We start from the raw sequence: 14,142 nt of genomic DNA, 5'->3' as shown, positions 1-14,142 counted from the left end.
CAGTATGCCGAAAACGAAAACGGCCGCGGAAGCGGCCGTGGCAAAAGTGTCCCGCGCGGATTACTTGTCCAGGGCGGACAGGCGCGACTCCAGTTGCTCGACGGTGGCGGCCAATTGGTCGACGCGGGCGCGGGTGCGCGCCAGCAGGTCGGCCTGCACGTCAAACTCTTCGCGGGTGACCAGATCGAGCTTCGAAAACGCCTGCGTCATCATGGCGCGCACGTTGCGCTCGACATCCGCGGCCGGGCTGCGGGCGATCAGGTCGGAAATGTTCTTCTGGATGTCTTCCATCCACTGGGTGCGATTGTTCATAGCGGCCTCACGTGTTCTTGATGCCTCAAGTGTAGTGCTTTCCCGGCGCGCCCCGCAGGCAAAAAAAGAGGGCGGGCCGCATGCGGTGACCGCCCATCAAAGCACAGGAGAAAACCGGGCCGCCTTGGGGGCGACCCCCTACCAACATCTTTACTTGCAGCCCATCTGCGAAGCGGACTGCGCAAACAGGTCCGCCGACTGCTTGCACTGGGCCGCCAGCTGCGTCTTGTCGCTGATCGTGGCCCACTGGGTCTTGGCCGCATCGAGCTGCTGCTTGAAGCTGGCCGCGGCGGGATTGGAGGCGCCGAGCTTGTCCATGCATGCGCTGACCTTGGTCAGATAGGCATCGCATTCGGCAGGCAGGCCGGCGGTGGCGCCAGCAGGCGCGCCCGAGCTGGACGGCGCGGTGGTGGCCGGCGGCGTGGTCGCCGCGGGCGGCGTGCCAGGCGTCGTGGTCGAAGGTGCTGGCGTGGTCGAAGCCGCGGGCGGCGCGACTTTTTCGTCGCTCTTGTTGCAGCCGGCCAGGGCAGCCAGCGCGGCGGTCAAGGCCAACACGGCAAAGGTTTTGCGTTGGGTCGTCATCATTCCTCTTTCCTTTCTTGCTTTTTGGTATTCAGAGAGCCGCAACGCCGGAACCCTGTTGCCGCGGCCCGATCAGGCCCAGATACCGCCATGAGCTGGACTTGATTCTTCTTCACCCAACCTTTGGCAACAAGCTTATGCGTGTAAACCCTCGTATCACGCCCCGCCCCCGTTTTATGGATCGTTGCGGCCTGCTTTCAACCGCCTGACAGATATCGTTCCTGCCGCGTGAAGCCCGGCCAGCAAGGTTCCCCGGCCCGCGAGCCCTGTCCACCGGATGACCGAGCGCCAACGGAGCAACACGACAAATCGCAACAGGGCTGGCATCAACTCGCAACAAATGGCGGCGTGGGAACATATTCCGTTGCATCCCTCACGGACCACGCGATGCACCGAATTGAGGCTGACGTATGGTGCACGACGCACTATATTGGTGCGCACAGGCACAATAAAAGCGCCTGCCCTCCCGCCCTGCGGGTGCCGCCCATGGTGGCATGGAATTTGCTTGATGGACGATGCCAACGTGCAACCATGAGAGGAAATGCCATGAAACTCATCATCGCCATCATCAAGCCCTTCAAGCTCGACGAAGTGCGGGTGGCTCTATCCGGAATCGGCGTCCAGGGCCTCACCGTTACCGAAGTGAAAGGGTTCGGGCGCCAGAAGGGCCACACCGAGCTGTATCGCGGCGCGGAATACGCGGTCGACTTCCTGCCGAAGCTGCGCGTCGAAGCCGCCGTGCCCGACCACCTGGTCGACCAGGTCATCGAAGCCATTGAACAAGCCGCCCGCACCGGCAAGATCGGCGACGGCAAGATCTTCGCCGCCCCCCTTGAACAAGTGATCCGTATCCGCACGGGCGAAGCCGGCGAAGCTGCGCTGTAGACAAATAAGAAAGACTCATTGGAGCCTGAAAATGGATAAAGCAGATATCTCCTGGTTGCTCGTCTCTACCCTTCTCGTATTGATGATGGCCGTACCCGGTCTGGCGATGTTCTACGGCGGCCTGGTACGCAGCAAGAACGTGCTGTCGGTGCTGCTGCAAGTGATGTGCACGTTCGTGCTGGGCCTGGTCCTCTGGTTCATCTACGGTTATTCCCTCGCCTTCACCGAAGGCAACGCGTTCTTCGGCGGCCTCTCGCGCGCCTTCTTCTCGGGCATGTTCAATCCGGCGGATGGCAAGTACGCCATGTCGAACTCGCTGACCGAACTGCTGTTCGCCTCGTTCCAGGCCACCTTCGCCGGCATCACCTGCGCGCTGATCGTCGGCAGCTTCGCCGAACGCGCCCGCTTCTCGGCGGTGCTGGTGTTCACGGTGATCTGGTTCACCTTCGCCTATATTCCCATCGCGCACATGGTCTGGTTCGCGTCCGAAACGGCCCCGGGCCTGCTCAACGCCAAGGGCGCGCTGGACTTCGCCGGCGGCACCGTGGTGCACATCAATGCTGGCGTGGCCGGTCTGGTGGGCGCCTACGTGGTCGGCAAGCGCGTCGGCTACGGCCGCGAAGCCATGCAGCCGCACAACCTGCCGATGACCTTCGATGTCGGCGCTGACCAGCCGTTCGCCATCGCGCAACGGGGTCTGCGTCTCGGGCGCGGCCTCGGCCGGCGCCACCGCCACGTCCTCGTGCTTCCACAGCGCCACCTCGGCGTCGAACGCCGTCTTCTGGCGCGCCTGGAACGCGCCGATGCTGTCGGCCTGCTCGGCCAGGAAGCGCTGGTGCGCGGCGAAGTCGAACACCTCCTCCTCGATCCGCACCGTGGCGCGGCCCTCGCGGAAGTCCTCGCGCAGCGTATCGAGTTCGGCCTCGCTCACCGGATAGAAACGCACCTGGTCGAAAAAGCGCAGCAGCCACGGCTTGCCGTCCTGGAACACCGGGTTCTTCAGGAACTTGTTCCAGATCGGCAGCGTGCGGCCCACCAGCTGGTAGCCGCCGGGCGAATCCATGCCGTAGATGCACATGTAGACGCCGCCGATGCCCACCGTGCCCTCGGCCGTGAAGGTGCGCGCCGGGTTGTACTTGGACGTCAGCAGCCGATGGCGCGGATCGATCGGCACCGCGCACGGCGCGCCCAGGTAGACATCGCCCAGGCCCATGATGAGGTAGCTGGCGTCGAACACGATACGGCGCACGTCCTCGCGGCTGGCCAGGCCGTTGATGCGCTGGATGAAGTCGACATTGTTCGGCAGCCACGGCGCGCTGGCGCGCACGGTTTCCTGGTAGCGCTGCACCGCGCCCAGCGTGGCCGAATCCTCGAACGCCATCGGCAGGTAGACCACGCGGGTCGGCACCTTCAGCGTCGCCACGTCGGCCAACTGTGTTTCGATCTCCAGCAGCCGCGCGATCAGCGCCTGTTGCAGAATCACGCGGCTGTCGTAGCGGATCTGCAGCGAGCGCACGCCCGGCGACAGCTCGCGCACGCCATCGATCGGCCGCGCCGCCAGCGCCTCCATCAGCAGGTGGATGCGCATGCGCAGCGCCAGGTCGAGCACGTTGTCGCCATACTCCAGCAGCAGGTAGCCGTCGCCCGCCTGGCGGTACGACACCGACGGCCGGCTGCCCGTCGCCGGCAGCGCCGCGATGATGGTCTCCGAGGCCGTGGCGGGCAGCGCCGAGGGCGTGGTGGCCTGCGGCGCCACGGCGCGCAACTGCTCCACGCTGCGGTCCTGCGCGGCCTCGCGCGCCACCGCCTCGGCGTAGTCGATGCGCACGAAGCGGATGCGGTCGCCCGGCTTGACCTGCCCCACCTTCCACAGTTCGGCGCGCGCGATCGTCACCGGGCAGACGAAACCGCCCAGGCTGGGACCGTCGCGCGTCAGGATCACCGGGCTGTCGCCGGTGAAGTTGATGCTGCCGATGGCGTATTCGCAGTCATGGATGTTGGACGGATGCAGGCCGGCCTCGCCGCCGTTCTCACGCGCCCAGGTGGGCTTGGGGCCGGTCAGGCGCACCCCCAGGCGATTGGAGTTGTAGTGCACCTCCCAATCGGCGGCGAAGAGGGCCTCGATGGCCTCGGGGCGGAAGAAGTCCGGCGCGCCATGCGGGCCGTACAGCACGCCGATCTCCCAGGTGTTGCCATAGGCGGGAATCAGTTCGGCCGGCGCGGCCTGCGGCGCGCTCACGGGCGCCTGGGCGTTCGCGGCCGGCAGCTCGGGACGCACCAGCGGCAGCATGTCGCCGACCCGCAGCGTGCGGCCGGCGTGGCCGCCGAACTGGCCCAGCGCGAAGGTCGAGCGGCTGCCCAGGTAGACCGGCACGTCCAGCCCGTTGCGCACCGCCAGGTACGTGCGGCAGCCGGACAGGGCGCGGCCCGTGGCCAGCACCTGGCCCGCGCGCACCGTGACCGGCTGCCACATCGGCACCGGCGCGCCATCGAGCGTGGCGGCGCATTCGGCGCCGGTGAGCGCGACGATGGCATCGCCATGAAAGCGCAGCGTCGGCCCGACCAGCGTGGCCTCGATGCCGGCGGCGTCGGGCGCGTTGCCGACGATGCGGTTGGCCAGGCGGAAAGCGTAGTCGTCCATCGGCCCCGACGGCGGCACGCCGATGTCCCAATAGCCGGTGCGGCCCGGGTAATCCTGCACGCTGGTGTAGGTGCCGGCTTCCAGCACCTCGATGGCCGCGGGCCGGTAGGTGAAGCCTTCCAGGAAGCGCGTCGACAGCTGGCCGGCGCGGAAGCGCGCGTCGGCCACGATCTGGCGCAGGTAGTCCAGGTTGGTGGCGATGCCGTGCAGGCGGGTGTGCGCCAGCGCGTCCGCCAGCTTGTCGAGCGCGGCCTCGCGGGTGTCGGCGTGCACGATCAGCTTGGCCAGCATCGGGTCGTAGAACGGCGGCACCTCGGTGCCCGTCGCGACCCAGCCGTCCAGGCGCACGCCTTCAGGAAAATGCACCTCCGTCAGCACGCCGGGCGACGGCTGGAACTGGCGCAGCGGGTCTTCGGCGTACAGCCGCACCTCGATCGACGCGCCTTGCGGCGCGCGCGACATCGCGGCCAGGTCGAGCGGCTCGCCCGCCGCCACGCGCAGCATGCATTCGATCAGGTCCAGCCCGGTCACCGCCTCGGTCACCGGGTGCTCCACCTGCAGGCGGGTGTTGACCTCCAGGAAATAGAAGCTGTCGCGCGCCGGATCGTAGATGAATTCGACCGTGCCGGCCGAGCGGTAGGCCACCGACTCGCCCAGCTTGACCGCCGCCGCCAGCAGCGCCGCGCGGGTCGCGGCCGGCAGGTGCGGCGCGGGAGTTTCCTCGATCACCTTCTGGTTGCGCCGCTGCACCGAGCAATCGCGCTCGCCCAGCGCCAGCACGCGGCCGGCGCCGTCGCCGAAGATCTGCACCTCGACGTGGCGGGCGTTGTCCACATAACGCTCGATGAAGGCGCCGCCGTCGCGGAAGAAATGCTCGCCCATGCGCTGCACGCTGTCGAACGCCACCGTCAGTTCGGCCTCGTTGTCGCAACGCGACAGGCCGATGCCGCCGCCGCCCGCGGTGCTCTTGAGCATCACCGGATAGCCGATGCGCTCGGCCTGCGTCAGCGCCTCGCCCAGGCTGGCCAGCAGGCCCGTGCCGGGGGTCATCGGCACGCCGGCTTCGGCCGCCAGTTCACGCGAGCGGTGCTTCAGGCCGAACTCCCGGATCTGCAGCGGCGTGGGGCCGACGAAGGCAATGCCCGCGGCCCCGCAGGCTTCCGCGAACTCGGCGCTCTCCGACAGGAAGCCGTAGCCGGGGTAGATGGCCTGTGCGCCGTGCTCGCGCGCGGCCGCCAGCAGCAGGTCGGTGCGCAGATAGCTGTCGACGGCCTTCTCGCCGCCCAGGGCCACGGCCACGTCGGCCTCGCGCACATGGGCCGCATTGCGGTCGGGATCGGAATACACGGCAACGCTGCGGATGCCCAGGCGTTTCAGGGTACGGATGGCGCGGACGGCGATTTCGCCACGGTTGGCGATGAGGACGGTATCGAACACGGTTCGGCTCCCAGGGGCGATTGGCATTAGCGGGGGGTGGCGTTCAGGCTGGCGAGGTAGGCGCGCCAGCCGCCGAAGGCGGTGATGTCGCGCGCGCCCTCCAGGCCGCGCGGCTCGCAGATGAAGCCCTTGACCTGGCGGCCGTCATGCAGCGTCAGCGTGCCGATGCCCAGCGGCGCGGGGATCTCGGCCACGAAGGCGCCGAACGCCGCCAGCGGGATGTCCCACAGCTCCACCTCGATCGGCGCGCCGCTGTCGGACTTCACCAACCCCGGCTTGGGCGGCGTGGTGTTGGCCAGCGCATAGAGCCGGTAGTCGGCGGCGGTGCGGGTCTTTTCGACCAGCACCGCGCGGCGCGAGGTCAGTTGGTGGTTCAGGGGCATGCCGGTCAGGTGCGCGCCCACCACGGCCACGCGCAGCAGTTCCGGGTCGGCGGCGGGCGGCCCCATCGGCGGCAGCGGCTGGCCCGTGGCGCCCAGCGGCAGGCCGCGCAGCGCCTGCCATTGGCGGCCGAAGCGCGCCAGGGCGCGGTCCTGCCAGGCCATGCCGATCAGCGTGATGCCGGCCGGCAGGCCGTCGCCGCGCATGCCCGCTGGCAGCGCGAGCGCGGACAGGTCTGCCAGGTTGGCGAAGTTGGTGTAGATGCCCAACTGCGAATTGAGACGCACCGGGTCGGCCTGCAACTGCGCGATGGTGTAGATCGACGGCGAGGTCGGCACCACCAGCGCGTCGAAGCCTTGCAGCGACTGGTGGATGCGGCGCGTCAGCTCGGCGCGACGGTACTCGGCCTTGAAGGCGTCGAGCGCGTCGTAGTTGGCCGCGCCCTCGACGATGCCGCGCACCACCGGATGGATGGCCTCGGGCTTGTCGCGCCACAGCGACTCAACGGCGGCGAAACGCTCGGCCACCCAGGGGCCTTGATACAGCAGCGCCGCCAGCTCGGCGAAAGGCGAGAAATCAATCGGCTCGATCACCGCGCCCGCGGCCTTGAGCGCCTGCACCGCCGCCTCAAACGCGGCGCCGGCCTGCGCGTCGCCGAAGAACTCCAGGCGATCCGGCACGGCCAGCCGCGGCGTGGCGGGCCAGGGCGCGGCGGCGCCGGCCGGCTGCGCGCGCGAATACGGATCGCGCTCGTCATAGCCCCCGGCGATGCCGGCCACGCGTTCGGCATCGTCCACCGTCAGCGCGAAGATCGACACGCAGTCCTGCGTGCGGCAGGCCGGCACCACGCCGGCGGTGCTGAGCCAGCCCTTGGTCGGCTTCAGGCCGACGATATTGTTGAAGCCCGCCGGCACGCGGCCCGAGCCCGCGGTGTCGGTGCCCAGCGAAAACGCCACCAGCCCGCGCGCCACCACCGAGGCGGAGCCGGAACTGGAGCCGCCACTGATGTATTCGGGGTTGAAGCTGTTGGCCACCGCGCCATGCGGCGAGCGGGTGCCGACCAGGCCCGTGGCGAACTGGTCGAGGTTGGTCTTGCCGATCAGGATGGCGCCGGCCGCGCGCAGGCGCCGCACGACGGTGGCGTCTTCGTCCGGCGTGTAGGCGAACTCGGGGCAGGCCGCCGTGGTCGGCCAGCCGGCCGCGTCGATGTTGTCCTTGATGGCGAACGGCACGCCGTACAGCGGCAGGCGGGCGCGGTCGCCGCCGGCGGCGGCCAGCAGCAGGCGCAGGTCGTCGAGCTGGCGCGCCAGCACCGGCGCGCTGACCCGCGAGATCCACGCGTTATCGGCGGCGGCGTCCGGCGCGGGCAACAGGGACGGCAACAACGTATCCGGGGTCACCCCGTCGTTTTCATAGGCCGACAGCCATTGCGCGATCGTCCAACCGATGGGGCCCTGCTGCGTTGCTACGGCATTCATGCTGGAATCCTCTCTTGTATACAAGTACGGATTCCCAAGCAATACGCGTGCCATGTCGGCCGCGCCCCGCGCCGCCACTGCGCGCGCCGGGTGGCGGCGCCACGCCGGGCGCCTCACGCGCTTGGCCGCCGCACCCGGAGCGGGCAAGGTCCGCACCGATTTTGTGCACGCGGCACCAGATTGAACCGTGCCGTCGTCGTCCCGCCGCCACCGCCGGCATGCCCCTTTTCCCTATCGCTCCATACAGCGCATCGCGCCCCCGATGCGCCTGGCACGCCTTTTGCTTTTGAGTCCTGGTCACGCCCTTGCTTCGGCAGGGCCGCGCGCAGAGGTAGTTGGATGCAGTCCCAGGCTTTGAGACCGTTATCGCCGGCGCCGCCGGCTTCTTCCCATCCAGGAGTCACCATGAAACGCAGACTAGCCCTCAAGCAATTGACCGCCGCCAGCCTATTGGCCATGTCCGGCTGGATGCCGCAACTGTTCGCCGCCGAAGACACCATCAAGGTCGGCATCCTGCATTCGCTGTCGGGCACCATGGCCATCTCGGAGACGTCGCTCAAGGACGTGGCCCTGATGACCATCGACGAGATCAACGCCAACGGCGGCGTGATGGGCAAGAAGCTCGAAGCGGTGGTGGTCGACCCGGCCTCGAACTGGCCGCTGTTCGCCGAGAAGTCGCGCCAGCTGCTGTCGCAGGACAAGGTGGCGGTGGTGTTCGGCTGCTGGACCTCGGTGTCGCGCAAGTCGGTGCTGCCGGTGTTCAAGGAACTGAACGGCCTGCTGTTCTACCCGGTGCAATACGAAGGCGAGGAACTGGAGAAGAACGTGTTCTACACCGGCGCCGCGCCCAACCAGCAGGCGATTCCGGCCGTGGAATACCTGATGAGCGAAGACGGCGGCGGCGCCAAGCGCTTCGTGCTGCTGGGCACCGACTATGTGTACCCGCGCACCACCAACAAGATCCTGCGCGCCTTCCTGCACTCCAAGGGCGTCAAGGACAGCGACATCGACGAGGTCTACACCCCGTTCGGCCATTCCGACTACCAGACCATCGTCGCCAACATCAAGAAGTTCGCCGCCGGCGGCAAGACCGCCGTCATCTCCACCATCAACGGCGACTCCAACGTGCCGTTCTACAAGGAACTGGGCAACGCCGGCCTGAAGGCCACCGACGTGCCGGTGGTGGCGTTCTCGGTGGGCGAGGAAGAACTGCGCGGCGTCGACACCAAGCCGCTGGTGGGTCACCTGGCCGCCTGGAACTACTTCGAGTCGATCAAGAACCCGGTCAACGAGGAATTCATCAAGAAGTGGAAGGCCTACGCCAAGGCCAAGAACCTGCCCAACGCCAACACCGTGGTCACCAACGACCCGATGGAAGCCACCTACATCGGCATCCACATGTGGAAGCAGGCGGTCGAACAGGCCAAGACCACCGACGTCGACAAGGTGATCGCGGCCATGGGCGGCCAGAAGTTCAATTCGCCGAGCGGCTTCTCGATCGAGATGGACAAGACCAACCACCACCTGCACAAGCCGGTCTACATCGGCGAGATCAAGGCGGACGGCCAGTTCAACGTGGTCTGGAAGAGCAAGGGCCCGATCCGCGCGCAACCGTGGAGCCCGTACATCCCGGGCAACGAAAGCAAGCAAGGCCTTTAAACCGGAACCGGAAGCGCAGCCATGCTGAATGCGGTCATCGCGAAATTCCTGCGTCACCTCCTGCTTGCATGGCTGCTGGCCGCGCCGGCGCTGGCCGCCCACGCGGCCGCGCCGGGCGTGGACCCGGCGCTGCTGGCGCCGCTGGCGGGCGACGACACCGACGCCCGGCTGCAGGCCATCGCCGCCCTGGGCCAGCAGCCCGGCCCGGGCGCGGCCGCCGTGTTGCAGGCGCTGGGCAATGACCAGCTGTATGCGCTGCCGGACGGCCGCGTGCTGATCGGCGACGGCAAGGGCCAGGCCACCGATCCGGCCACCGGCGCTTCCCTGGCGCTGCCGCCCGAGGCCGCCGCCATCGGCATCAACAACCGCTTGCGGCGCGCGATCGAAGCGGCGCTGGCCGGTTCGCGCCTGTTCTCCGACAACCCGCAGGAACGGCTGGCCGCCGCCCGCCGCCTGCAACAGACCGGCGATCCCGCCCGCCTGCCGCTACTGGAGAAGGCGCTGGCCGCCGAAAAAGACCCGGCCGTGCGCGCCGCGCTGGAAATCGCGCAGGCCAATCTCGAACTCAAGAGCGCCGACCCCGCCGTGCGGCGCCACGCGGTCGATCTGCTCGGCCGCACCGACAACGCCGCCTTCCGGCCGACGCTGGCGGCGCTGACGCAACAGCAGGACGGCGTCTACGCCGAACCGGACGCCGGCGTGCGCGAAGCGGCCGCCAACGCGCTCAAGCGCATCGACCGCCACCTGGCCACCATCGAGTGGGCCGGCAACCTGTTCTACGGTCTCAGCCTGGGCAGCGTGCTGCTGCTGGCGGCGCTGGGGCTGGCCATCACCTTCGGCCTGATGGGCGTCATCAACATGGCGCACGGCGAGCTGCTGATGATCGGCGCCTACGTCACCTACCTGGTGCAGACGGCGTTCCGCGCCTGGCTGCCGGGCTGGCTCGACTGGTACGTGGCGGCGGCGCTGCCGCTGGCCTTCGTGGTCACCGCGCTGGTCGGCATGGCGCTGGAACGCACCGTGATCCGCTGGCTCTACGGCCGGCCGCTGGAGACGCTGCTGGCCACCTGGGGCATCAGCCTGATGCTGATGCAGGGCGTGCGCACGCTGTTCGGCGCGCAGAACGTGGAAGTGGGCAACCCGAGCTGGATGTCCGGCGGCTTCACCGTGCTGGGCGGCCTGGTGCTGACCTACAACCGGCTGGTCATCATCGGCTTCGCATTGTTCGTGGTGTTCCTGGTGTGGGCGCTGCTGAACCACACGCGGCTGGGCCTGTTCGTGCGCGCCATTACCCAGAACCGGCGCATGGCCGATTGCGTCGGCGTGCCCACCGGCCGCGTCGACATGCTGGCGTTCGGGCTGGGCTCTGGCATTGCCGGACTGGCCGGCGTGGCGCTGTCGCAGTTGGGCAACGTGGGCCCGGACCTGGGCCGCGGCTACATCGTCGATTCCTTCATGGTGGTGGTGCTGGGCGGCGTCGGCCAGCTGGCCGGCACCGTCATCGCCGCGCTCGGCCTGGGCGGCGTCAACAAATTCCTGGAGCCTTACGCGGGAGCGGTCATGGCCAAGATCACCATCCTGGTGCTCATCGTGCTTTTCGTGCAGAAGCGGCCGCAAGGCCTGTTCGCCCCGCGCGGCCGGAGCGTCGAATGAAGCAGACCGCGCTGACCGATTTCAACCTGCTGGCGCGCCGGCCCCTGTTCAATGGCCGCGCCTGGGCCGCGCTGGGCGCGGGCGTGCTGCTGCTGGCGCTGGTGCCGCTGCTGAACCTGGCGTTTCCCGCCGGCCATCCGCTGCACATCTCGGCCTACGCCGTGGCGCTGCTGGGCAAGTTCATGTGCTACGCCCTGGCGGCGCTGGCACTGGACCTGGTGTGGGGCTACGCCGGCATCCTGTCGCTGGGTCATGGCCTGTTCTTCGCGCTGGGAGGCTACGCCCACGGCATGTACCTGATGCGCGCCATCGGCCAGGACGGCGTCTACCAGAGCCGGCTGCCGGACTTCATGGTGTTCCTGGACTGGAAGGACTACCCCTGGTACTGGGCCTTCACCGACCACTTCGCCTATGCCATGCTGCTGGTGGTGCTGGTGCCGGGCGTGCTGGCCTTCGTGTTCGGCTACTTCGCCTTCCGCTCGCGCATCAAGGGCGTGTATTTCTCCATCATCACGCAGGCGCTGACCTTCGCCGCCATGCTGCTGTTCTTCCGCAACGACACCGGCTTTGGCGGCAACAACGGCTTCACCGACTTCAAGCGCATCCTGGGCTTCGACATCACCGCGCCCGGCACCCGCGCCGCGCTGTACTGGATCACGCTGGCGGCGCTGGCCGGCGCGCTGGTGCTGGCGCGCGCCGTCACCCAGTCCAAGCTGGGCCGGGTGCTGACGGCGGTGCGCGACGCCGAGAGCCGGCTGCGCTTCATCGGCTACGACCCGCTCGGCTTCAAGCTGTTCGTGTGGACGCTGTCGGCGGTGCTGTGCGGCATCGCCGGGGCGCTATACGTGCCGCAGGTCGGCATCATCAACCCCAGCGAGATGTCCACCGAGAACTCCATCGAGATGGTGATCTGGGTGGCCACCGGCGGCCGCGGCACGCTGATCGGCCCCATCATCGGCGCCGGCGCGGTGAACGGCCTGAAGACCTGGTTCACCAGCGTGCTGCCCGAATTCTGGCTGTACGCGCTGGGCCTGATCTTCGTGCTGGTGACCCTCTTCCTGCCCACCGGCATCGTCGGCCTGGCCCGGCGCCTGGCCGCCCGCTACCAGGAGCGACGCGCATGACCAGCACCCATATCGAAAGCGCCATGCTCGATGGCGGCCCCAGCGGCGAGGCCGGCTACGGCCGCGTCAGCCCCAAGGGCCTGGACACCAGCCACGGCGCCATCCTGTACCTGGAAGGCATCACCGTCAGCTTCGACGGCTTCAAGGCGCTCAACGACCTGACGCTGGACATCGGCGTGGGCGAACTGCGCTGCATCATCGGCCCCAACGGCGCCGGCAAGACCACCATGATGGACGTCATCACCGGCAAGACGCGCCCCACCGCCGGCACCGCGTTCTTCGGCCAGAGCATCGACCTGACCACGCTGAGCGAGGCGCAGATCGCGCACGCCGGCATCGGCCGCAAGTTCCAGCGCCCCACCGTGTTCGAGCAGCACACGGTGTTCGAGAACCTGGAATTGGCGATGAAGACCGACAAGCGCGTGCGGCCCACGCTGTTCGCGCGCCTGACCGGCGAGCAGGCCGACCGCATCGGCGAGACGCTCGACCTGATCCGGCTGCGGCCCGAGGCCTTCCGCCCCGCCGGCCTGCTGTCGCACGGCCAGAAGCAATGGCTGGAGATCGGCATGCTGCTGATGCAGGAACCGCAGTTGCTGCTGCTGGACGAGCCGGTGGCCGGCATGACCGACGCCGAGACCGAGCGCACCGGCGAACTGCTCAACGAACTGCGCGGCCGCCATTCGCTGATGGTGGTCGAGCACGACATGGATTTCGTCAACCAGATCGCCGGCGACGGCAAGGTGACCGTGCTGCACGAGGGCTCGGTGCTGGCCGAGGGGCCGATGGCCAAGGTGCAGGCCGACCCGCGCGTGATCGAAGTCTACCTGGGGCGCTGACATGCTGAACGTGAACACCATCGACCAGTACTACGGCGGCAGCCATACCCTGCGCGGCGTATCGCTGGCCGTGAACCAGGGCGAATGCCTGGCGCTGCTGGGCCGCAATGGCGTCGGCAAGACCACCCTGCTCAAGTGCGTGATGGGCGTGCTGCCGGTGGCGCGCGGCGCCATCGGTTTCGACGGCGCCGACGTCACCCGCCTGGCGCCGCACCAGCGCGCCGCGCGCGGCATGGCCTACGTGCCGCAGGGCCGCGACATCTTCGCCCGGCTCACGGTGGAAGAGAACATCCTGATGGGCATGGCGACCAAGCCGGCGGCGCGCGCGCGCCGCATCAAGGAGGAAGTGTTCGAGCTGTTCCCGGTGCTCAAGAGCATGCTGGCGCGGCGCGGCGGCGACCTGTCCGGCGGCCAGCAGCAACAGCTTGCGATCGCCCGCGCGCTGGTGGCCGAGCCCAAGCTGATCATCCTGGATGAGCCGACCGAGGGCATCCAGCCCTCGATCATCAAGGACATCGGCCGCGTCATCCACATGCTGCGCCAGCGCGGCGACATCGCCATCCTGCTGTGCGAGCAGTACTTCGATTTCGCCCGCGAGCTGGCCGACCGCTTCGTGGTGCTGTCGCGCGGCGAGGTGGTGGCCAGCGGCGACCGCGCCGCCATCGACGGCGAGGACGTGCGGCGCCATCTTTCCGTCTGAAAGGGCTTGGATATAATGCGCCGTCATGCACCTCGCCCACTTCCTGAACCGCGGCTACGCCTGGATCGCGCTGATCGCGATCCTGTGGGCGTCGCTGGTTCCGTCGCTGGCGCATGGCAATCACCTGCCCAATGCCAGCCGCCAGGTCAGCGTGGACTACTGCGCCCCCGAGGGCCGCTCGTCCCTGACCATCGAGGTGCAGGGCGATGACCCGGCCGGCGACCACGCCGCCCACCACGGCGACAGCAACCACTGCCCGTTCTGCCGCAACCCCCAGGCCGACCTCGGCCTCCCTCCCGCTCCCCTGACCGTGCTGCCGGCGCCCGCCAGCGGCGGCGTCACCTACCCGGCGCTGTTCTACCGCGCCGCGCACCCGCTCCACGCCTGGCACGCGGCCCAGCCGCGCGCCCCGCCCGCGGCCTGAGCGCGCGCACGCCGTTCCCCGAGGACGGCC

10 protein-coding genes and 2 pseudogenes are annotated in these 14,142 nt (G+C 68.5%); 8 read left to right on the top strand and 4 right to left on the bottom strand.

The genetic code is table 11. The features are described 5' to 3' along the window. Window positions 1–60: 60 nt before the first annotated feature. Both HV742_RS12000 and HV742_RS11995 read right to left on the bottom strand, forming a co-directional pair. Complete coding sequence (locus HV742_RS12000) at window positions 61–312, bottom strand: accessory factor UbiK family protein (RefSeq protein ID WP_006394062.1); 252 nt, start codon at window positions 310–312, stop codon at window positions 61–63. 150 nt (window positions 313–462) lie between these two features. Next, window positions 463–897, bottom strand: coding sequence for a DUF5339 family protein (locus HV742_RS11995; protein ID WP_049075039.1), 435 nt, complete (start codon window positions 895–897; stop codon window positions 463–465). A 543-nt stretch (window positions 898–1,440) separates the two neighbouring features. On the opposite strand from HV742_RS11995, the gene HV742_RS11990 reads away from it, so the two are divergent. Then, complete coding sequence (locus HV742_RS11990; protein WP_006218735.1) at window positions 1,441–1,779, top strand: P-II family nitrogen regulator; 339 nt, start codon at window positions 1,441–1,443, stop codon at window positions 1,777–1,779. Window positions 1,780–1,810: 31 nt separating this feature from the next. After that, a pseudogene (locus HV742_RS11985) lies at window positions 1,811–2,446 on the top strand (ammonium transporter family protein); the annotation flags it as partial. On the opposite strand, the pseudogene uca reads toward HV742_RS11985, so the two are convergent. Together uca and atzF are read right to left on the bottom strand one after the other, a co-directional pair. After that, a pseudogene (gene uca / locus HV742_RS11980) lies at window positions 2,426–5,857 on the bottom strand (urea carboxylase); the annotation flags it as partial. The pseudogenes HV742_RS11985 and uca sit on opposite strands and share 21 nt — an antisense overlap. Window positions 5,858–5,883: 26 nt before the next feature. After that, the gene (gene atzF / locus HV742_RS11975; protein ID WP_175145264.1) at window positions 5,884–7,716 is read right to left on the bottom strand and encodes an allophanate hydrolase; all 1,833 of its coding nucleotides are present in this window, start codon (window positions 7,714–7,716) and stop codon (window positions 5,884–5,886) included. A gap of 405 nt (window positions 7,717–8,121) precedes the next feature. Here atzF and urtA point away from each other — a divergent pair, with 405 nt between their 5' ends. The 6 genes from urtA to HV742_RS11945 are packed head-to-tail and all read left to right on the top strand — an operon-like array spanning window position 8,122 to window position 14,112. After that, the gene (gene urtA, locus HV742_RS11970; RefSeq protein ID WP_047993316.1) at window positions 8,122–9,375 is read left to right on the top strand and encodes an urea ABC transporter substrate-binding protein; all 1,254 of its coding nucleotides are present in this window, start codon (window positions 8,122–8,124) and stop codon (window positions 9,373–9,375) included. A gap of 21 nt (window positions 9,376–9,396) precedes the next feature. Next, entirely contained in the window at window positions 9,397–11,028 is a 1,632-nt protein-coding gene (gene urtB, locus HV742_RS11965) for an urea ABC transporter permease subunit UrtB (protein ID WP_049075705.1), read from the top strand. Further along, window positions 11,025–12,152 carry an urea ABC transporter permease subunit UrtC gene (gene urtC / locus HV742_RS11960; RefSeq protein WP_020926616.1) on the top strand — a complete coding sequence of 376 codons (1,128 nt, stop codon included), beginning with the start codon at window positions 11,025–11,027 and terminating at the stop codon, window positions 12,150–12,152. The genes urtB and urtC overlap by 4 nt, the downstream gene beginning before the upstream one ends. Further along, on the top strand, window positions 12,149–12,988 hold the full coding sequence (gene urtD / locus HV742_RS11955; RefSeq protein WP_175145262.1) for an urea ABC transporter ATP-binding protein UrtD: 840 nt from the start codon (window positions 12,149–12,151) through the stop codon (window positions 12,986–12,988). The genes urtC and urtD overlap by 4 nt, the downstream gene beginning before the upstream one ends. A gap of 1 nt (window position 12,989) precedes the next feature. Next, window positions 12,990–13,688, top strand: a complete 699-nt coding sequence (gene urtE / locus HV742_RS11950) for an urea ABC transporter ATP-binding subunit UrtE (RefSeq protein WP_020926614.1) — start codon at window positions 12,990–12,992, stop codon at window positions 13,686–13,688. Window positions 13,689–13,713: 25 nt separating this feature from the next. After that, a complete protein-coding gene (locus tag HV742_RS11945) occupies window positions 13,714–14,112 on the top strand; it encodes a DUF2946 domain-containing protein (RefSeq protein ID WP_059272431.1) in 399 nt (132 codons plus the stop codon). Window positions 14,113–14,142 lie beyond the last annotated feature (30 nt).

It is taken from the genome of Achromobacter ruhlandii (genome assembly GCF_902859695.1).
Classification (GTDB): domain Bacteria; phylum Pseudomonadota; class Gammaproteobacteria; order Burkholderiales; family Burkholderiaceae_B; genus Achromobacter; species Achromobacter ruhlandii.
The sequence above is the reverse complement of the archived record's forward strand: the minus strand, read 5'-3'. Positions and strand labels throughout refer to the sequence as shown.

What these genes read in the sequence shown, in the direction of transcription:
- HV742_RS12000 (WP_006394062.1), bottom strand. Translation starts at nt 312, where the DNA reads ATGAACAATCGCACCCAGTGGATGGAAGACATCCAGAAGAACATTTCC.
- HV742_RS11995 (WP_049075039.1), bottom strand. Translation starts at nt 897, where the DNA reads ATGATGACGACCCAACGCAAAACCTTTGCCGTGTTGGCCTTGACCGCC.
- HV742_RS11990 (WP_006218735.1), top strand. Translation starts at nt 1,441, where the DNA reads ATGAAACTCATCATCGCCATCATCAAGCCCTTCAAGCTCGACGAAGTG.
- atzF (WP_175145264.1), bottom strand. Translation starts at nt 7,716, where the DNA reads ATGAATGCCGTAGCAACGCAGCAGGGCCCCATCGGTTGGACGATCGCG.
- urtA (WP_047993316.1), top strand. Translation starts at nt 8,122, where the DNA reads ATGAAACGCAGACTAGCCCTCAAGCAATTGACCGCCGCCAGCCTATTG.
- urtB (WP_049075705.1), top strand. Translation starts at nt 9,397, where the DNA reads ATGCTGAATGCGGTCATCGCGAAATTCCTGCGTCACCTCCTGCTTGCA.
- urtC (WP_020926616.1), top strand. Translation starts at nt 11,025, where the DNA reads ATGAAGCAGACCGCGCTGACCGATTTCAACCTGCTGGCGCGCCGGCCC.
- urtD (WP_175145262.1), top strand. Translation starts at nt 12,149, where the DNA reads ATGACCAGCACCCATATCGAAAGCGCCATGCTCGATGGCGGCCCCAGC.
- urtE (WP_020926614.1), top strand. Translation starts at nt 12,990, where the DNA reads ATGCTGAACGTGAACACCATCGACCAGTACTACGGCGGCAGCCATACC.
- HV742_RS11945 (WP_059272431.1), top strand. Translation starts at nt 13,714, where the DNA reads ATGCACCTCGCCCACTTCCTGAACCGCGGCTACGCCTGGATCGCGCTG.